Source organism: Polaromonas sp. JS666 (assembly GCF_000013865.1).
GTDB lineage: Bacteria > Pseudomonadota > Gammaproteobacteria > Burkholderiales > Burkholderiaceae_C > Polaromonas.
The window spans coordinates 1,373,223-1,390,132 of sequence record NC_007948.1 but is presented as its reverse complement, the minus strand read 5'-3'; the positions used below and the strand labels follow the sequence as shown (position 1 = coordinate 1,390,132).

General features: G+C 61.2%; 21 protein-coding genes and 1 tRNA gene. 15 read left to right on the top strand and 7 right to left on the bottom strand.

Features of this window, described 5'->3' with window-relative positions:
• Nucleotides 1-60: 60 nt before the first annotated feature.
• The 9 genes from BPRO_RS06725 to gvpU all read left to right on the top strand — a co-directional run bounded on the left by BPRO_RS06725 (nucleotide 61) and on the right by gvpU (nucleotide 6,117).
• Nucleotides 61-363 carry an urease subunit gamma gene (locus tag BPRO_RS06725; RefSeq protein ID WP_011482300.1) on the top strand — a complete coding sequence of 101 codons (303 nt, stop codon included), beginning with the start codon at nucleotides 61-63 and terminating at the stop codon, nucleotides 361-363.
• Nucleotides 364-421: 58 nt separating this feature from the next.
• Entirely contained in the window at nucleotides 422-619 is a 198-nt protein-coding gene (locus BPRO_RS29465; protein ID WP_157045744.1) for a hypothetical protein, read from the top strand.
• 33 nt (nucleotides 620-652) lie between these two features.
• Nucleotides 653-991, top strand: coding sequence for an urease subunit beta (locus BPRO_RS06720; protein ID WP_011482299.1), 339 nt, complete (start codon nucleotides 653-655; stop codon nucleotides 989-991).
• Nucleotides 991-2,709: an urease subunit alpha gene (gene ureC, locus BPRO_RS06715; protein WP_011482298.1), complete on the top strand. Its 1,719-nt coding sequence runs from the start codon at nucleotides 991-993 to the stop codon at nucleotides 2,707-2,709. Before BPRO_RS06720 ends, ureC begins: the two co-directional genes overlap by 1 nt.
• Nucleotides 2,710-2,817: 108 nt before the next feature.
• Nucleotides 2,818-3,480, top strand: a complete 663-nt coding sequence (ureE, locus tag BPRO_RS06710) for an urease accessory protein UreE (RefSeq protein WP_011482297.1) — start codon at nucleotides 2,818-2,820, stop codon at nucleotides 3,478-3,480.
• 47 nt (nucleotides 3,481-3,527) lie between these two features.
• The gene (locus BPRO_RS06705; protein WP_011482296.1) at nucleotides 3,528-4,229 is read left to right on the top strand and encodes an urease accessory protein UreF; all 702 of its coding nucleotides are present in this window, start codon (nucleotides 3,528-3,530) and stop codon (nucleotides 4,227-4,229) included.
• 62 nt (nucleotides 4,230-4,291) lie between these two features.
• The gene (ureG, locus tag BPRO_RS06700) at nucleotides 4,292-4,948 is read left to right on the top strand and encodes an urease accessory protein UreG (protein ID WP_011482295.1); all 657 of its coding nucleotides are present in this window, start codon (nucleotides 4,292-4,294) and stop codon (nucleotides 4,946-4,948) included.
• A 73-nt stretch (nucleotides 4,949-5,021) separates the two neighbouring features.
• Nucleotides 5,022-5,111 (top strand) — tRNA-Ser (locus tag BPRO_RS06695).
• 520 nt (nucleotides 5,112-5,631) lie between these two features.
• On the top strand, nucleotides 5,632-6,117 hold the full coding sequence (gene gvpU, locus BPRO_RS06690) for a gas vesicle accessory protein GvpU (RefSeq protein ID WP_011482294.1): 486 nt from the start codon (nucleotides 5,632-5,634) through the stop codon (nucleotides 6,115-6,117).
• 115 nt (nucleotides 6,118-6,232) lie between these two features.
• Here gvpU and BPRO_RS30870 read toward each other — a convergent pair whose 3' ends face one another.
• A complete protein-coding gene (locus BPRO_RS30870) occupies nucleotides 6,233-6,538 on the bottom strand; it encodes a recombinase family protein (protein WP_049764076.1) in 306 nt (101 codons plus the stop codon).
• 236 nt (nucleotides 6,539-6,774) lie between these two features.
• Here BPRO_RS30870 and BPRO_RS06680 point away from each other — a divergent pair, with 236 nt between their 5' ends.
• Together BPRO_RS06680 and BPRO_RS06675 are read left to right on the top strand one after the other, a co-directional pair.
• Nucleotides 6,775-7,251 (top strand): hypothetical protein, encoded by a 477-nt coding sequence (locus BPRO_RS06680; protein ID WP_041388485.1) that lies wholly within the window; start codon nucleotides 6,775-6,777, stop codon nucleotides 7,249-7,251.
• Nucleotides 7,241-7,564 (top strand): I78 family peptidase inhibitor, encoded by a 324-nt coding sequence (locus BPRO_RS06675; RefSeq protein WP_011482292.1) that lies wholly within the window; start codon nucleotides 7,241-7,243, stop codon nucleotides 7,562-7,564. The genes BPRO_RS06680 and BPRO_RS06675 overlap by 11 nt, the downstream gene beginning before the upstream one ends.
• Nucleotides 7,565-7,644: 80 nt before the next feature.
• Here the strand turns inward: BPRO_RS06675 and BPRO_RS06670 are convergent, their stop codons facing one another.
• From BPRO_RS06670 to BPRO_RS06645, 6 genes are all read right to left on the bottom strand, one after another.
• Complete coding sequence (locus tag BPRO_RS06670) at nucleotides 7,645-7,863, bottom strand: hypothetical protein (protein ID WP_011482291.1); 219 nt, start codon at nucleotides 7,861-7,863, stop codon at nucleotides 7,645-7,647.
• Between the two features lie 32 nt (nucleotides 7,864-7,895).
• Nucleotides 7,896-9,059: a radical SAM family heme chaperone HemW gene (gene hemW / locus BPRO_RS06665; protein ID WP_232291544.1), complete on the bottom strand. Its 1,164-nt coding sequence runs from the start codon at nucleotides 9,057-9,059 to the stop codon at nucleotides 7,896-7,898.
• 165 nt (nucleotides 9,060-9,224) lie between these two features.
• The gene (rdgB, locus tag BPRO_RS06660) at nucleotides 9,225-9,827 is read right to left on the bottom strand and encodes an RdgB/HAM1 family non-canonical purine NTP pyrophosphatase (protein ID WP_041389328.1); all 603 of its coding nucleotides are present in this window, start codon (nucleotides 9,825-9,827) and stop codon (nucleotides 9,225-9,227) included.
• Between the two features lie 42 nt (nucleotides 9,828-9,869).
• Nucleotides 9,870-10,601: a ribonuclease PH gene (gene rph / locus BPRO_RS06655; RefSeq protein ID WP_011482288.1), complete on the bottom strand. Its 732-nt coding sequence runs from the start codon at nucleotides 10,599-10,601 to the stop codon at nucleotides 9,870-9,872.
• Between the two features lie 136 nt (nucleotides 10,602-10,737).
• Nucleotides 10,738-11,640 carry a PP2C family protein-serine/threonine phosphatase gene (locus tag BPRO_RS06650; RefSeq protein ID WP_011482287.1) on the bottom strand — a complete coding sequence of 301 codons (903 nt, stop codon included), beginning with the start codon at nucleotides 11,638-11,640 and terminating at the stop codon, nucleotides 10,738-10,740.
• Nucleotides 11,637-12,644, bottom strand: coding sequence for a serine/threonine protein kinase (locus BPRO_RS06645; protein ID WP_011482286.1), 1,008 nt, complete (start codon nucleotides 12,642-12,644; stop codon nucleotides 11,637-11,639). Before BPRO_RS06645 ends, BPRO_RS06650 begins: the two co-directional genes overlap by 4 nt.
• Nucleotides 12,645-12,713: 69 nt before the next feature.
• Between BPRO_RS06645 and BPRO_RS06640 the strand changes: the two genes are divergently transcribed.
• The 4 genes from BPRO_RS06640 (at nucleotide 12,714) to BPRO_RS06625 (ending at nucleotide 16,904) form a co-directional block, all read left to right on the top strand.
• The gene (locus tag BPRO_RS06640) at nucleotides 12,714-13,631 is read left to right on the top strand and encodes a YicC/YloC family endoribonuclease (protein ID WP_041388481.1); all 918 of its coding nucleotides are present in this window, start codon (nucleotides 12,714-12,716) and stop codon (nucleotides 13,629-13,631) included.
• A gap of 65 nt (nucleotides 13,632-13,696) precedes the next feature.
• A complete protein-coding gene (gmk, locus tag BPRO_RS06635; protein ID WP_011482284.1) occupies nucleotides 13,697-14,317 on the top strand; it encodes a guanylate kinase in 621 nt (206 codons plus the stop codon).
• Between the two features lie 25 nt (nucleotides 14,318-14,342).
• Nucleotides 14,343-14,546, top strand: coding sequence for a DNA-directed RNA polymerase subunit omega (gene rpoZ, locus BPRO_RS06630; protein ID WP_011482283.1), 204 nt, complete (start codon nucleotides 14,343-14,345; stop codon nucleotides 14,544-14,546).
• A 111-nt stretch (nucleotides 14,547-14,657) separates the two neighbouring features.
• On the top strand, nucleotides 14,658-16,904 hold the full coding sequence (locus BPRO_RS06625) for a RelA/SpoT family protein (RefSeq protein WP_011482282.1): 2,247 nt from the start codon (nucleotides 14,658-14,660) through the stop codon (nucleotides 16,902-16,904).
• The last annotated feature ends 6 nt before the right edge of the window (nucleotides 16,905-16,910 follow it).

Genomic DNA, 16,910 nt, shown 5'->3' with positions numbered 1-16,910 from the left:
GGCACCATTCTTGCACCCCGACCACCTCATCAAGCAGGCAGCCAGCCCCGAGAGAGACCCATGGAATTGACCCCCCGAGAAAAAGACAAGCTGCTCATTTTTACCGCGGCCCTGCTGGCCGAGAGGCGCCGCGCCCGCGGCCTCAAGCTCAACTACCCGGAAGCCGTCGCGCTGATCAGCGCTGCCGTGATGGAAGGCGCCCGCGACGGCAAGACCGTGGCCCAGCTCATGAGCGAAGGCCGCACCGTCCTGGGCCGGGCCGATGTGATGGACGGCATTGCCGAGATGATTCCCGACATCCAGGTGGAAGCCACCTTCCCCGATGGCACAAAGCTCGTGACCGTGCACCAACCCATTGTTTGAGCGGGCCGCGCCACTTTCATCTTCAATCACGCTCCCCTATAACCTTCGATTGCTCATCATGAAAACTTCCAACGCTCTCAAAAAAATAGCTGTTTTCCCAATGATCATGTGGGCGGGTGCCGCATTGGCCCATGAGGGGCATGGCATAGACGCCACCATGAGCGCCACCCACTGGCACGCCACCGACACCTGGGGGTTTCTGGCGGTTGCCGCGCTGACGGCGCTGGCCATCTGGATGTCCCGTGGCGGCAAATAAGCACAACAAGACACAACAACCCTTGAGGCAGCCATGACACCCGGCGAACTGTTTACCGACGGCCCCGACCACGTCCTCAACGCAGGGCGACGCACGCTGACACTGGTCGTGCAAAACACCGCAGACCGGCCCATCCAGGTGGGTTCGCACTACCACTTTGCAGAAACCAATGCCGCACTGGGCTTTGACCGCCAGGCGGCGCACGGCATGCGGCTGAATATTGCCTCCGGCACGGCCGTGCGCTTTGAGCCGGGCCAGCAGCGCACGGTGGAACTGGTGGACTATGCGGGCGAGCGCAAGGTGTTTGGCTTCCGGGGCCTGGTGCAGGGTGGCCTGGACGCATCCGGGCAGAGTCACAAGGAAACGACGTAATGGCAACCATTGGCAGACGCGCCTATGCGGAAATGTTTGGCCCCACCGCGGGTGACCGCCTGCGGCTGGCCGACACCGACCTGGTGGTGGAGGTGGAAGCCGACTACACGCTGCGCGCCGGCAGCTACGGCGAAGAAGTGAAATTCGGCGGCGGCAAGACCATTCGCGACGGCATGGCGCAGTCGCAAAAAACCCGCGCCGAAGGGGCGATGGACACGGTGATGACCAACGCCCTCATCATGGACCACTGGGGCATCGTCAAGGCCGATATCGGCCTCAAAGGCGGCCGCATCGCCGTCATTGGCAAGGCCGGCAACCCCGACACCCAACCCGGCGTGGACATGATCATTGGCCCCGGTACCGAGATCATCAGCTGCGAAGGCATGATCGTCACCGCCGGCGGCATCGACTCGCACATCCACTTCATTTGCCCGCAGCAGATTGAAGAAGCCCTCACCTCGGGCGTGACGACCATGCTGGGCGGCGGCACCGGCCCGGCCACCGGCACCTTTGCCACCACTTGCACACCCGGCCCCTGGAACATCGAGCGCATGCTGCAGGCGGCGGACGCCTTCCCGATGAACCTGGGCTTTCTGGGCAAGGGCAACGCCAGCCTGCCCGCCGCGCTGCACGAGCAGATCAACGCCGGCGTGATTGGCCTGAAGCTGCATGAAGACTGGGGCACCACGCCGGCCGCCATCAGCAACTGCCTGGATGTGGCAGAAGAAACCGACACGCAGGTGGCGATTCACAGCGACACGCTCAATGAATCGGGCTTTGTCGAAAACACGATTGCCGCCACCAAGGGCCGCACGCTCTGCGCCTTTCACACCGAAGGCGCCGGCGGCGGCCATGCGCCCGATATTTTGCGGGTGGTCGGCGAGCAGAACTTTTTGCCGTCTTCCACCAACCCGACCATGCCCTACACGGTCAACACGCTGGACGAGCATGTCGACATGCTGATGGTGTGCCACCACCTCGACGCGGGCATTGCCGAAGACCTGGCCTTTGCCGAAAGCCGCATCCGCAAGGAAACCATCGCGGCGGAAGACATCCTGCACGACCTGGGCGCGATCAGCATGTTCAGCTCCGACAGCCAGGCCATGGGCCGGGTTGGCGAAGTCATCATCCGCACCTGGCAGACCGCGCACAAGATGAAGCAGCAGCGCGGCAAACTGCCCGGCGACAGCGACCGCCACGACAACTTCCGCGCCAAGCGCTACATCAGCAAATACACCATCAACCCGGCCATCGCGCACGGTATCTCGCATGAGGTGGGCTCGGTTGAACCGGGCAAATGGGCCGACCTGGTGGTGTGGAAGCCGGCGTTTTTTGGCATCAAGCCGTCCGTCATCCTCAAGGGCGGCTTCATCGCGATGGCGGCCATGGGCGACCCGAATGCGTCGATACCTACGCCGCAGCCGGTGCATTACCGCCCCATGTTTGGCGGCTTTGGCGGCGCCATTGCCAAAGGCTCCCTCACTTTCGTGTCGCAGGCCGGGCTCAATGCGGACATCCAGAAACGTTTCGGGCTGGCCAAAACGCTCAGCGCCGTCAAGAACATCCGCGGGGTGCGCAAGCAGCACATGATCCACAACGACTATGCGCCGAAAATGGAAGTCGATGCCCAGACTTACCTGGTGCGCGCCGACGGGCTGCTGCTGACCTGCGAACCGGCAGTCAGCCTGCCGATGACGCAGCGCTACTTCCTGTTCTGACCAACGAGTCATGGCCGCCCGGGCCAGCCGCTGGGTGGGTGTGCTGCGTTCAACCCTTGTTTACGCAGGGCTTGCCGCGCTGGCATACTCGTTTTTTTAAGGTTAAACGTGATCCAGGTTTCCAAAGTCATTCCACAGGGCGCGGGTCTCGCGCCTGTTCTCGTCAAACGCGCATCGACCGTTGAACTCGACTGGGACGTGCGCCAGAAAAGCCGCTTCGATGCGACCGATTCGCTGGGCCGCACGCTCGGCGTTTTTTTGCCGCGCGGCACCCTGGTGCGTGGCGGCGATGTGCTGGTCGCCGAAGATGGTTCGATGATCAAGGTCATTGCCTCGCCGCAGCCGGTGCTGCGCATCACGGCTTGCAGCGCACACGGTTCGCCGTTTGACCTGACCCGCGCGGCCTACCACCTCGGCAACCGCCATGTGCCCATCGAACTCAAGCCCGATCACCTCAAGATCGAGCCCGACCATGTGCTCGCCGACATGCTGCGCGCCATGCATTTGATCGTCCATGAAGTCGAGGAAGCGTTTGAGCCGGAGGGCGGGGCTTACAGCGCCGGGGGCCATGGCCATGGTCATGATCACGGCAGCCACGAGCACAGCGCCCATGACCACGGCAAGCATGACCACGCGCCAGCTAAACCGGCCACAGCGGCAACCCCCGCAGCCCATGTGCACGGGCCCGACTGCAACCACGGCCATGATCATGCGCATGAGGCCAAGCCGGCCACGATACAAATCCACAAACGCCGGCCCGACAACCTCTAAACCCCCTAAACCCCCTAAACCCTCTGAGCCCTTTAAACCCCGTGGACATGCCAGCCTCCCCCGCAGCGCAACTGCCGGCAGCCAGCCTGCTGCAGTTGATCTGGCTGGCCTCGCCGGCCCTGCCGGTCGGCGGCTTCTCCTACTCCGAAGGCCTTGAAACAGCGGTGGAGCGGGCCGGCGTCACGACCGAAGTCCTGGCCGGCGACTGGCTCCGGGACCAGTTGCACCTGAGCCTCGCACGCGGCGATCTCGCCGTCATCGCGCAGGCAATTCCGGCCTGGCGCGTCGGCGATGTGCAACGCATTCGTGAGCTCAATGACTGGGTGCTGCAAACCCGCGAGACCAGCGAGATGCGGGCCCAGGCCGAACAAATGGGCAGGTCACTGCTGGACTGGCTGCGCAATCATGACGGCGCCAATGCGCAGCACATAACAGCCTGCGCGCAGATGCAGCCCACCTACCCGGTCGCGTTTGCGCTGGCCGCGTCGCAGACCGCCGCCGGTGTGCGCGACTGCCTGCTGGCCTATGCCTTTGGCTGGGCGGAGAACGCGATGCAGGCCGCGCTCAAGTCCGTGCCCCTGGGTCAGAGCGCGGGCCAGCGCATGCTCGCGCGTCTGGCCAGTGACATCCCCACAGCCGTCGAGGCCGCAATCTCGTTGCCCGACGACGAGCGTCAGGCGTTTTCGCCCATGCTCGCAATTCTTTCTTCCCAGCACGAAACCCAGTATTCGCGGCTGTTCCGCTCCTGAATATCCCGAACGCCCTGAACCTGAACGTCCTGAACTCCAACGTATCCAACCAGAGTAGATCCATGAGCTTGCACCACATCGCCAACCGCACCAAAAAACTGCCGCCCCTGCGCGTCGGCATAGGCGGGCCCGTGGGCTCCGGCAAAACCACCCTGCTTGAGATGCTGTGCAAGGCCATGAAGAACAAGTACGACCTGGTAGCCATCACCAACGACATCTACACCAAGGAAGACCAGCGCCTGCTGACCGTGAGCGGCGCGCTGGCCGCCGAGCGCATCATGGGCGTGGAAACGGGCGGCTGCCCGCACACGGCCATACGCGAAGACGCATCCATCAACCTGGAAGCCATTGACCGCATGCTGGTGGACTTTCCCGATGCCGACGTGGTGTTCGTCGAATCCGGCGGAGACAACCTGGCCGCCACCTTCAGCCCCGAACTGAGCGACCTGACCATCTACGTGATCGACGTCGCCGCCGGCGAAAAAATCCCACGCAAAGGCGGCCCCGGCATCACCAAAAGCGACTTGTTCGTCATCAACAAGACTGACCTGGCCCCCTACGTGGGCGCCGACCTGGGCGTGATGGAAGCCGACACCATACGCATGCGCACCACACCAAAAGGCCTGAAACCCTTCGTCATGACCAACCTCAAAACCAACACCGGCCTGGCCGAGGTGATCGCGTTCATCGAAACCAAAGGCATGCTGCAGGCCGGCTGAGCGGCAGATACCCCAGCCCAGTCTTTTGGGTCCATTCGAGCCCGTCGCCCACCTGGGTTAAAATCATTAGTCCGGAAGCTTGGCAGAGCGGTTGAATGCAGCAGTCTTGAAAACTGCCGAGGATGCGAGTCCTCCGTGAGTTCGAATCTCACAGCTTCCGCCAATAACCGCATGAACAGGGCCCTTTGGGCCCTTTTTCTTTTCTCCCATCATCCCTGTCCAGCAACGTTGATGCGACATCATGAGTTGATGTGCGACTTCTATTTCGTTGCGGAGTGCTTCAGGCTCTGGATAGCTGCATCATGGCCAGCGGCTGACCTTGTCAACCAGTCGGTTCTCGAAAGAACTTCTGATGCCGAAGTTGACGCACAAGGGAAGCCCAAAAACCCTCCCGCTCAAGCGTCCTCGTTCCCCCGGTAGCGGCACCGGGGCATGCCGGTTTTTCCAGGATGCAGGCCTGGCGCCCGCAGCCGACGTGACACCAAGCGCAGCGACTGGCGCCAAAGGATGCAGCCAGGCCGGGTTGCCGCTAGCCAGGACGGAATACAAGGAAAACGGCGGCTCTTGTTGTCCTAGTCTATTTAGAGGATGCACCCCCGAAACCTGCCGCCTAGAATTGACTGCAGAGTTAGCTCGGGACGGGGAAGTTTCTTTCATTCGTTAGGTATCACAAGGAGATCGTTGTGAACAAAAAATCTGAAGAACCTAGCACCATCGACTGCGAGCGCGAGATTCATGGTCAAAGTGTTGACTACTATCTCCAGCAGCTTGTTTCACTTGCCAACGAGAATGAATACGAAATTGGCATAACGCTTTTGCTGGGCGGCAGCGTAGTCTCCGGAATCCTCATTGGCGGCAGGAAGTACTTTGACACCTTCGCTGCTGACTTTTCCGCGGCATGGACTGGCGAAGACAAAGATGAAATTCACAATTCGTTCGCTGCGTACGGCGATATTTACGACCCAGCAAAGCGAAAGCAACTGCCGATGCCGCCGCAATACATACATTTGCAAAATGCGAGGATTCAGTTCCTAAACGGCAGCATGCCTACCAATGGAGGTGTTCTTTGGCGCGGCAAGATCAATGCCGTTTCTGGCTTTCATCTGGGGATGCTGGCGTACGGTGGCAACAATTCATTCATACCCAAGCCGGTTTACGAGGCGGCTTAATTCGTTAGGTGCTACAGGGCCTATTCGATCAAGCTCCAGTGCTTTTTCCACCGCGCCTCTGCGGCGCTCTTTACACAGGAGCTCACACGTTAGCGTAAGCTCGAATGCCCCGGTTTTAGTAGCCAATTGATCGCGGCCGCCCACACTTGATACCCCGCATCATGGCCGCTGTCTGGCCTGCGATGGACCATTCTCGAATGATTCCACGCTCGAACTCTACGAAGGCCCCCAGCATGTGGGTCATCATGCGGCCGGCTGAGGTGCTGGTGTCGACAGGCTCCGTGAGGCTTTGGAACGCTGCGCCTGGCTTCTGAATTTTTTCCAGGATGGAAAGCAGATCAATCAGCGAGCGAGCCAGGCAGTCGATCTTGTAGACCTTCAGCCTTCTGACCTTTCGGCGCGTCAGCGTCGATAGCCTCAAGAAAGTCCTTGCTCACCAAGCGCCATCCGGGCATATTGGCCCCCGGCTGTTACAACTGATCACCACAGCCTTCAGCGCCAAGCGGAAAAAGAGCCCTTCAGGGCTCACAATGAATCTGAAGACAACACGGCCGGCTGGCTCTCGGCTGGTGCCGTGCCCCCAACTCAACGAAAACCCTCCCTGACACGGTTGCGTTTTCTGCAATCTCTTCCCCCTTCCCGATGGAGATACAGACCATGAAACGTCTTGTCCTGGCCATGTTTTTCATGTTTTTTGCGTTGGCCGCCTCGGTGCATGCCGCCAACTGGCTAACGATTACCGGTGATGCGGATAACCCCAACTCGGACTATGTCCAGGTCGACCCCGCCGTTGTCGAGGTGGGTGATGGCCTCAAGTCACTGGTGGTGAGAGTCAACCATGCGGCCAACAAACTAACGGACGAGGGCGTGGCCTTCCGGTCTTTTGAGGCGCCCATTGTGGTGGATTGCCGGACGAAATCGGCCTATTACACCCAATCCAGGGCCTACAAACAACCGGCCTTCCACGGTGCCCCGCTGGGTGTGCAGCTGTTCAAGCCCTTCGCGCGTCCGGTACGTTTTGAGTCCCTGCCCGGCAACCCGAGCGACCGGGTGATCAAGGCGGCCTGCGTGACGGTGGCCGCCGTGGACGAACCTGTGTCTCAAATCCGGAAAGAGTCCAATCGTGCGTATTAGACGCTTCAACCCGGCCGTGCCTGCCCTGCTCTTGCCGGTGCTTCTGGCTGCTTGCGCGGAGGCACCGCGGGCCGCGGGTTCGCCGGAGCCGCCACCCACAGCTGTCTCCCCGCGCTGCAATGCGGCGCCCGCCCAGTTTGCGATAGGCCGGACGGCGGACGCGGCCATGGCCGAGGAGGCACGCATCCGTTCGGGCGCAAGGACGGTGCGGGTGTTGCGGCCCAACGAGGTCGTGACGATGGAATTCAATGCGGAGCGACTGAACCTCGCGGTCGACCAGGCTGGCCGCGTGATTCGCGTCAACTGCGGCTGAGCGTTTAAACCAGCGCGGGTAACAGCTCGCTCAAGTTCAATCCGGTTCGATCGGGTTCGGCCAACCGCCGGTTTGTGGCGCTACGGTTTTCTGGCGCCTTTATCCATCTGCTGCAGCTGCCGTTTTCGTTTGCTCTTGTTTTTTGATTCCGGCTCGGCGGGCCGGTTGCGCAAGGCCTGCGCCTTTTGCTCTTCGGCCTGTTTCTGGCGTTTCTTGTTGCGCAGGTGCATGATGGTCCGGCCCAACCCGAAGCTGATGGCACAGGTGACAAGCAGAAGAATGATGTTGGTGGTTTCCATAAGATCGCGCTGCTGTTTGCTGGCTTACTGGCTTACTGCGCCAAAAACAGTGACTGCAAGTCGTTCAAAAAATCAAAACCGCGCTCGGTCGGCTTCACGCGGACAAAGTCGCGCTCAAGCAGGCCCTTGCGCTCGCCCTCTTCCAGGCCTTGCTGGATGGCGGTGAGAGGCAGGCCGGTCTTGTCGCAAAAATCCTGGAGCTTGAAACCCTCCCTCAGGCGCAAGGCGTTGAGCATGAACTCAAAAGGCAACTCGGTGCGGCTGACTTCGGTTTCCTGCGTCACGGCATCCCCGGCCAGGGCTTTTTCCATGTAGAGCTTGGGGTCGCGGTAGCGGACCTGGCGAACCACCCTGTGCGCGAAGCTGAGCTTGCCATGCGCGCCTGCGCCGATGCCCAGGTAATCGCCAAACTGCCAGTAGTTGAGGTTGTGAAAACACTGGTGACCGGCTCTGGCATAGGCCGACACCTCATAACGCTGCAGCCCGGCGCCTTCGGTCATCTCGGTGATCTTGTCCAGCATCGCATAAGCCATGTCCTCTTCCGGAATGGCCGGCGGGAATTTGGCAAAGTAGGTGTTCGGCTCAATCGTCAGGTGGTAAATCGAAATATGCGGTGGCTGCAACGCAAGCGCCTGCCGCATGTCCTGCGCGAGGTTGTCCAGCGTCTGGCCCGGCAAGGCATACATGATGTCGAGGTTGAAGGTGTCAAACGCCTGCGCCGCCTCTTCAACCGCCGCAATCGCCTGGGCACGGTCGTGCACACGGCCCAAGGCCTTCAGGTGCCGGTCGTCAAAACTCTGCACGCCGACGGACAGGCGCGTCACCCCGGCGCTGCGAAAGGCCTTGAAGCGGTCTTTTTCAAACGTACCGGGGTTGGCTTCGAGCGTGATCTCGCAATCGGCCTCCAGCCTGAGCCGGGCGCGAATATCGCCGAGCAGGCGGTCAATCGCCTGCGGCGAGAACAGGCTGGGCGTGCCACCACCAATAAAAATGCTGTGCACCGTCCGGCCCCAGACCAGCGGCAGGGCGGCCTCCAGGTCAGCGATGAGCGCATCCAGGTAGCGCTGCTCGGGCATCTCGCCACTGACTTCATGCGAGTTGAAGTCGCAGTAAGGACACTTCTTGAGGCACCACGGCAAATGCACATACAGCGACAGCGGCGGCAAGGCGGCCAGCTGCAGCGTACCGCTGCGCATGTAGTGCTGGATGTCTTTCACGCGATCAATCCCCACGGTTCGCGATGTCGGCAACCAGCGTGGCTTGGCCAGCAGACGCCGTGGAACTGGCTTTGCCAGGCCACTGGCGTCGCCCCCTTGAGGGGGGAGGCGACCCACACGCAGTGGGGGAGCAACGGGGGTGGTTCATATCCACCACCGCTCGCGCATCAAATCCATCATCTGGCGCGTGGCCCGGCCGCGGTGACTGTTGGCGTTCTTGACTTCCACCGGCAACTGCGCAAAGGTCTGGCCGAATTCCGGAATGAACATGACCGGGTCAAAGCCAAAGCCGTTGCTGCCCACCGGCTCACGGGCAATGAGGCCCACCACCCGCCCGCAGGCGATCAGGGGCTCGGGGTCCATCTCGGATCGCACCGCCACCAGGGTGCTCACCAGCGCCGCGCGGCGGTTGGTGATATTGGCCATCTGCTCCAGCAAGGCCCTGACGTTGTTGTCATCGCCCTTGGCGTAGCCAAACTGCGTGGCATAAAACGCGGTGTCCACGCCCGGCAGGCCGCCAAAGGCGTCCACGCACAAGCCGGCATCGTCTGCCAGCGCCGGCAGGCCGCTCAGCCGGGACGCGTGGCGGGCCTTGGCGAGCGCATTTTCCACAAAGGTGCGAAACGGCTCCTCCGACTCGGGGATGTTCAGGTCAGCCTGGCGCAGCAACTCCACGCCGAGCGGCGCGAGCATGGCCTGCAGCTCGGCGAGCTTGCCGGCGTTGTTGGAGGCCAGGACGATTTTCATCATGAAAAGTAACTCTATCTCTTATTTTACGGAGCTGATAAGCTATTCATTTGATAGCGATTTCTTCTGCAGGCCGACCAGCTCGGCGATGCCTTTTTCAGCCAGCACCAGCAGCGCGTCCATTTCCTTGCGAGAAAAAGCGGCGCCTTCCGCCGTGCCCTGCACCTCCACATAGTTGCCTGCGCCGGTCATGACCACGTTCATGTCGGTGTCACAGGCCGAGTCTTCGGTGTATTCCAGGTCAAGCAGGGGGGTGCCCTGCACAATGCCCACCGAGATGGCGGCCACGTGATCGAGGATCGGGGTTTCCTGAAGCTTGCCAAGGGCCAGCAGCTGGTTGACCGCATCCTGCACAGCCACGAAGGCACCGGTGATGCTGGCCGTGCGGGTGCCACCATCGGCCTGGATCACGTCGCAATCGAGATAAATGGTTCGTTCGCCCAGCTTTTTCAGGTCAAACACGGACCGCATGGAGCGGCCGATCAGCCGCTGGATTTCCTGGGTACGGCCGCTCTGCTTGCCGCGCGCGGCTTCGCGGTCGCTGCGGGTATGCGTGGCGCGCGGCAGCATGCCGTATTCGGCAGTCACCCAGCCCTCGCCGCTGCCTTTTTTGTGGCCAGGTACTTTCTCCTCGACGGAGGCTGTGCACAGCACCTTGGTGCCGCCGAATTCAATCAGCACGGACCCTTCGGCATAGGCGGTGTAGTGGCGGGTAATGCGCACCGGACGCAGGGCATCGGCAGCACGCGCGTCGACTCTGACAAACTGACTCATGGTGGATGGCTTTCTGGCGGAAAACGCCGAACGAATGGAAAAAGCAGTAAAGGAAGGAAAAAGAGGTAACAAGCGTGAAAGAGCGCGATGGAACGCTCAAAGCCGCTCAATGGCGCACGGGCCTTCGCGCCGATACTCAGGCTTTCTTGGCAGCCGAGCGGCGGATGGCCTCGTTGATTTCTGCGATCGATTTCTCGATCGTGGCTTCGTCAAGGTCGTCCACCACGGTGTCCATCAGGCCGGCCTGAATGGTGGAAGCGAACACCCCGTCCATGATGCTGTCGGTAGAAACACCCCGGGTGGATTCAAACGCATCCGGCGTTTCCCACTCCATGGCCAGAACGGTCACGTTGTCGCTCTGTTCTCCGCCGGCGCGCAAGGCGCTTTCCACCAGGTCTGGCACCGCATCGGACACGCCTTTGGCAGACAGCTGCCGAACAATTTCGTCATCACTCAGGCTGCCCCACAGGCCGTCAGAACACAGCAGCAGCTTGTCGCCCTGCTGCAGCGTGACGGGGCCCGCAATGTCAAAGACGGGCTTGCTCGGCGAGCCCAGGCAGGTAAAGAGGATGTTGCGGTTGATGCGCTCAAACCTGATCACGCCGGCACTCTGCTGTTCGAGGTAGGAGTGGTCACGGGTGCGCGTCAGCAGTTCGCCATCGCGCACGACATACAGGCGGGAGTCACCGCAATGCACCCACGTTGCCCCGTCGCCCTGCAAAATGGCAGCCACCAGAGTGGTGCGGGGCGTGTCAAGCATGCCTTTTTCGCTGGCATAGCGAATGATCTGGTGATGGGCCGCCATCAGGGCGGTCGACAGGAACTCCGTGGTGTCCGGGATCGTGGGACGGGCTTCCTGCTGGTACAGCGCGGAAATGGTCTGCAGTGCCAGTTGGGCCGCCACCTCGCCGTCGGGGTGGCCGCCCATGCCGTCGGCCAGGACGAACAAGCCCGATTCGCGCGTGTAGCAATAGCCCATGCGGTCTTCGTTCTTCTCGCGCCCGCCCTTGCGGCTGACCTGAAACACGGAGAATTTCATTTGAATTTGGTCGCAAAGCCGGTGGCCTTACGCGCGGTTTTTTTGGTATCGGACACGATGTTGTCAAACTGAAGGCGCACCTTCTCGCTGACGGTGAGTTTGGTGTAACGACGCTCACCTTCCCGGCTCAGTTCTTTTTGCAAGGCAAACACCGACTGCGGACGGGACAGCGGGTCCAGCGACATGCACCACTCGACGACTTCAATCAAGTTGTCGGAATAAACGCCCCGCAGCCGGGACAGCGCCAGGGACAGGCGGTCTTTCTCAAGGCGCTGGGGTGCGTCATTGGGCGGATAGCCCTGCATGGAGGCGTAGATGCAGGCGCCGATGGCATAAATATCGGTCCAGGGGCCCATCGACGAGTCGCGGCGGTACATTTCCGGGGCGGCAAAACCGGGGGTGTACATGGGCCGGATGAAGTTGCCCTCTTTGCTCAACACCTCGCGGGCCGCGCCAAAGTCGATCATCACGGCCCGGTTGTCGTCGGTAATGAAAATGTTGGCGGGCTTGATGTCCAGGTGCAGCATCTTGTGCTGGTGCACGATGCGCAGCCCGCGCAGGATCTCGTCAAACAGGGACCGGATGGTCGACTCGCGGAACACCTTCTGCTTTTTCAGCTCGCGGGCGGTAATGATGAAGTCCTGCAGGGTGCCGCCCTCCAGGTAATTCATGACCATGTAGACGGTTTCGTTTTCCCGGAAGAAATTCAGCACGCTCACCACCGAGCCGTGCGCAATCTGGGCAAGCGCCCGGCCTTCTTCAAAAAAACTCTTGAGGCCCAGACGGTACAGCGAAAGCTTTTCAGGCTGCACCTGGGGCAGCAGTTCCCCGGGCGAACGGGTTGCCAGTGACGACGGCAAATACTCCTTGATGGCGACCTGCTGGCCCTCATTGTCAACAGCCAAGTAAACTACACCAAACCCGCCGGCCGAAAGCTTGCGCACAACACGGTAGCCACCAATCACGGTGTCGGGTGGCAATGAGGCGGGCTTGACCTTTGACATAATTTGGGATGAGCCATGGTGACGACGTCACCCAAGTCTTGTTCTCTCTCTAATAAAGCGTATAAGTACATGTCAGTTTACAGCATGACGGGTTATGCGACCGTGCAGTCCAGCGCGGCGCCATCCGGCCCCGAAACTGATTCCGGCCCGGACGCCAGTTCCCGGCTGGGTGTCGAAATACGCTCGGTGAACAGCCGCTTTCTCGACCTGGCCTTTCGCCTGCCCGATGAATTGCGCCAGGCAGAGCCGGCCCTGCGTGAATTGCTCACCGGCAAGCTCAAACGCGGCAAGGTGGAACTGCGGGTGTCGCTTGAAAGCACCTCGGCCAGCAGCCTTCGCGCCCCCTCGTCGGTGACGCTGCAGCGCCTGGGTTCGCTGGAAGACAACATCAAGTCGTGGCTGCCGCAGGCTGCGGCCCTCAGCGTGGCCGATATCCTCAGGATCGCCACCAACGAGGACAAAAAGCCGCATGATTTCAGCGAAGAACTGCTCAAGCTGGCCAAAAAGGCTCTGAAAGACCTGATGTCCGCCCGGGAGCGCGAGGGCGCGCGCCTGACGGTCATGCTGCTCGACCGGACTGCGCAGTTGCGCGCGCTGGCAGCGGCCGCTGTGCCCATGGTTCCCAAGCTGGTGGAGCAGCAAAAGACGCGTTTTCTGGAACGCTGGAAAGAGGCCATGGCCTTGTCCGACAGCACCACGCTGCCGGAAATCGCCCAGGACAGGGCACTGACCGAAGCCACGGCCTTTGCCATCCGGATTGACGTGGCCGAGGAAATCACCCGCCTGTCGTCCCACCTGGATGAAATAGACCGCCTGCTCGCCAGCGGCGGCGAACTCGGCAAGCGGCTGGACTTTCTCATTCAGGAACTGCACCGCGAGGCCAACACCCTGGGCTCCAAGTCCGCCTCGCTGGAACTCACCCGCATTTCTGTGGACATGAAAGTCCTGATCGAGCAGATCCGCGAACAGGTGCAGAACATCGAGTGAGCCTGAGCGACAATCACTCAATACCGAATTACTACCAAATCAATAGCAATTAACGCCCACTAAGCATGGACTACCCCGGAAACCTGTTTGTTGTGGCCGCCCCCAGTGGTGCGGGCAAATCCAGCCTGGTGAAGGCCCTGATGGAGCTGGACTCAGCCATCCAGCCCGCCGTTTCACACACCACGCGGCCTCCACGCGGGCAGGAAAAGCATGGCAGGGAGTACTTTTTCCTGTCGCCGGAAGAGTTTGACAGCATGGTACAGCGCGATGCATTTCTGGAGTGGGCGCATGTGCACGGGCACCGTTACGGCACCTCGCGGCAGGCCATCGAAGAGCGCATCGCGCACGGCAAAGACGTGATTCTGGAGATTGATTTCCAGGGTGCGATCAACATCAAGCGGATTTTCTCGAACGCCGTGCTGATTTTCATCCTCCCCCCGAGCTGGGAAGAATTGCGCTCCCGCCTGCAGCGGCGCGGCGAAGACAGCCCCGAAGTCATCGAATTGAGGCTGAAAAACGCCGCCACCGAGATGGCCCAGGCCAGGGAATTCGACTTCGTTATAATCAATGAGTTGTTTGAGCGGGCAGTTTTCGACCTGAAAACCATTGTCCATGCCCAGCGGCTCAAGTTTTCGGCCCAGCGACGCGCTCGCGCCGAGACTTTCAGGGCCCTTCAAATTCCTTAAGTTATTGATCACACCGGAGATCACCATGGCCCGTATTACCGTCGAAGATTGCCTCGAAAAAATCCCCAACCGCTTCCAGCTGGTTTTGGCCGCCACTTACCGCGCCCGCATGCTCAGCCAGGGGCATGCCGCCAAGATCGAAAGCAAGAACAAGCCCGGCGTCACAGCCCTGCGCGAGATTGCCGAAGGCAAGATCGGCCTGGAAATGCTCAAAAAAGTACCCAGCTGAGCCCGCGCTGACCTGTTGTTGAAAAGCACCGTGACCCGGTGCTTTTTTCTTTTTGGGCGCCGTAAAATCCGTTTTTTTCATGTTTTATTCATGCCGCGATACATTTAAGGCATGAAAGCCATGGTTTTGCCCGCCGTTTCCAGCAAGTCGACCCCGGCCGCCGCCAATGCTGCCGCGGCCAGTTTCGCTGCACTCACGGCCGGGCTCGACTACCTGAGCACTGCGGATATCGACAGTGTCCGGCGAGCCTACCGTTTCGCCGACGAAGCTCACCTGGGCCAGTTGCGCAACAGCGGTGAACCCTACATCACCCATCCGATTGCCGTCGCGCAACAGTGCGCGGAGTGGAAGCTTGACGCCCAGGCGCTGATGGCGGCACTGCTGCACGATGCCATTGAAGACTGCGGCGTGACCAAGCCCGAACTGATCGAGCGCTTTGGGGCGCCGGTGGCCGAGCTGGTGGATGGCCTGACCAAGCTGGAAAAGCTGGAGTTCAATACCCGCGAGGAAAACCAGGCCGAGTCGTTCCGCAAGATGCTGCTGGCGATGGCGCGCGATGTACGCGTCATTCTGATCAAGCTGGCCGACCGCACCCACAACATGCGCACGCTGGGCGATGTCCCGCGCGCCAAGTGGAGCCGCATCTCGCGCGAAACCCTGGACATCTACGCACCGATTGCCCACCGCCTGGGCCTGAACGCGACTTACCGGGAACTGCAAGACCTCTCCTTCCAGCACCTGCACCCCTGGCGCTACGCGACACTGACCAAGGCCCTGCTGCGCGCCCGCGGCCGCCGGCGCGACGTGATCAAACGGGTGCAGTCCGAAGTCGAATCGGCGTTTGCCAATGCCGGCATCCCGGTGCACATCTATGGGCGTGAGAAGACGCTGTATTCCATCTACCGCAAGATGGACGAAAAACACCTGTCTTTCGCCCAGGTCACCGACCTTTACGGCTTTCGGATCATCGTGCAGGACCTCACCGCCTGCTACACGGCCATGGGCGTTTTGCATCAGCTGTACAAGCCGCTGCCCGGAAAATTCAAGGACTATATTGCGATTCCGAAGATCAATGGCTACCAGTCGCTGCACACCACACTGGTCGGTCCGTTCGGCACCAATATCGAGTTCCAGATGCGTACCGACGCCATGCATGTGGTGGCGGAGTCGGGGGTAGCCGCGCACTGGCTCTACAAGGCCACAGACCCCGAGAGTGATGCCTCCCAGCGCCTGGGCGCCCAATGGCTGCAGTCCCTGCTGGATATCCAGCAGGAAACACGCGACGCCGCCGAGTTCTGGGACCATGTCAAGATCGACCTGTTTCCGGAAGCCGTCTATGTGTTCACCCCCAAGAGCCAGATCATGGCCATGCCGCGGGGTGCGACCATTGTGGACTTCGCCTACGCCATCCACAGCGATGTCGGGCACCGCGCCGTAGCGGCCAAGGTCAACGGCGAGCAGGTCCCCCTGCGCTCCGAGCTGCACAACGGCGACGTGGTCGAAATCATCACGGCCTCGGTCTCCAGTCCCAACCCAGGCTGGCTCGGCTTTGTGCGCACCGGCAAGGCTCGCTCCAAAATCCGTCATCACCTCAAGACCATGGCACTGGCGGAATCGCAGGAGCTGGGTGAAAAAATGCTGACGCAGGCCTTGCGTGCGGAAGGCATCGAAAGGGAGCGCATCCCCGAGGACGACGAAGCCCATCAGGCAACCTGGGAAAAAATCCTGCGCTTTACCGGCAACCGCTCACGTGCCGATTTGCTCACCGACATCGGGCTGGGCAAGCGTATCGCAACCATGGTGGCCAAGCGCATTGTGACCTTGCTGGCAGAAACCGGCGAAAAACCCGACGCCCTGCTGATGAGCCGTGAACGCTATACCGCCCATGAGTCGGTATCACAGGGTGCGCTGCTGCTTGATGGCAGTGAGGGCGCCTCGGTGCAGTTTGCGCCCTGTTGTCGGCCCATCCCGGGCGATGGCATTGTCGGCTACCTGGGCCGGGGTGAGGGGCTGGTCGTGCATACGGACGACTGCGCCGTGGCCAAGCGCCTGCAGCACCGCGACAGCGAGCGCTTCATTGCCGTGGACTGGTCCGACGAACCGGTGCGCACATTTGAGACCAATCTTCTGGTGACGGTGGCCAACGGCAAAGGAGTTCTGGCCCGGGTGGCCGCCGCGCTGGCCAGCGCCGAAGCCGACATCACGCATGTTGATATGGGGCAGGAAGCCGCGCAGGATGCAACCGACCTGCGCTTTGGGGTGGCGGTGCGGGACCGTGTTCACCTGGCATCGGCGCTGCGCAGCGTCAAGCGCACCCCCTCCGTGCTGCGGGTGCAGCGCGCCAAGGCGGCGGGGTGAAATTGG

Coding starts and splice junctions, on each gene's coding strand:
- BPRO_RS29465 (WP_157045744.1), top strand. CDS start 422: ATGAAAACTTCCAACGCTCTCAAAAAAATAGCTGTTTTCCCAATGATC.
- ureC (WP_011482298.1), top strand. CDS start 991: ATGGCAACCATTGGCAGACGCGCCTATGCGGAAATGTTTGGCCCCACC.
- rdgB (WP_041389328.1), bottom strand. CDS start 9,827: ATGAAAATCGTCCTGGCCTCCAACAACGCCGGCAAGCTCGCCGAGCTG.
- BPRO_RS06705 (WP_011482296.1), top strand. CDS start 3,528: ATGCCAGCCTCCCCCGCAGCGCAACTGCCGGCAGCCAGCCTGCTGCAG.
- hemW (WP_232291544.1), bottom strand. CDS start 9,059: ATGCGCAGCGGTACGCTGCAGCTGGCCGCCTTGCCGCCGCTGTCGCTG.
- BPRO_RS06725 (WP_011482300.1), top strand. CDS start 61: ATGGAATTGACCCCCCGAGAAAAAGACAAGCTGCTCATTTTTACCGCG.
- BPRO_RS06640 (WP_041388481.1), top strand. CDS start 12,714: ATGTCAGTTTACAGCATGACGGGTTATGCGACCGTGCAGTCCAGCGCG.
- BPRO_RS06670 (WP_011482291.1), bottom strand. CDS start 7,863: ATGGAAACCACCAACATCATTCTTCTGCTTGTCACCTGTGCCATCAGC.
- ureG (WP_011482295.1), top strand. CDS start 4,292: ATGAGCTTGCACCACATCGCCAACCGCACCAAAAAACTGCCGCCCCTG.
- BPRO_RS06625 (WP_011482282.1), top strand. CDS start 14,658: ATGAAAGCCATGGTTTTGCCCGCCGTTTCCAGCAAGTCGACCCCGGCC.
- BPRO_RS06680 (WP_041388485.1), top strand. CDS start 6,775: ATGAAACGTCTTGTCCTGGCCATGTTTTTCATGTTTTTTGCGTTGGCC.
- BPRO_RS06645 (WP_011482286.1), bottom strand. CDS start 12,644: ATGTCAAAGGTCAAGCCCGCCTCATTGCCACCCGACACCGTGATTGGT.
- BPRO_RS06650 (WP_011482287.1), bottom strand. CDS start 11,640: ATGAAATTCTCCGTGTTTCAGGTCAGCCGCAAGGGCGGGCGCGAGAAG.
- rph (WP_011482288.1), bottom strand. CDS start 10,601: ATGAGTCAGTTTGTCAGAGTCGACGCGCGTGCTGCCGATGCCCTGCGT.
- rpoZ (WP_011482283.1), top strand. CDS start 14,343: ATGGCCCGTATTACCGTCGAAGATTGCCTCGAAAAAATCCCCAACCGC.
- BPRO_RS06720 (WP_011482299.1), top strand. CDS start 653: ATGACACCCGGCGAACTGTTTACCGACGGCCCCGACCACGTCCTCAAC.
- gmk (WP_011482284.1), top strand. CDS start 13,697: ATGGACTACCCCGGAAACCTGTTTGTTGTGGCCGCCCCCAGTGGTGCG.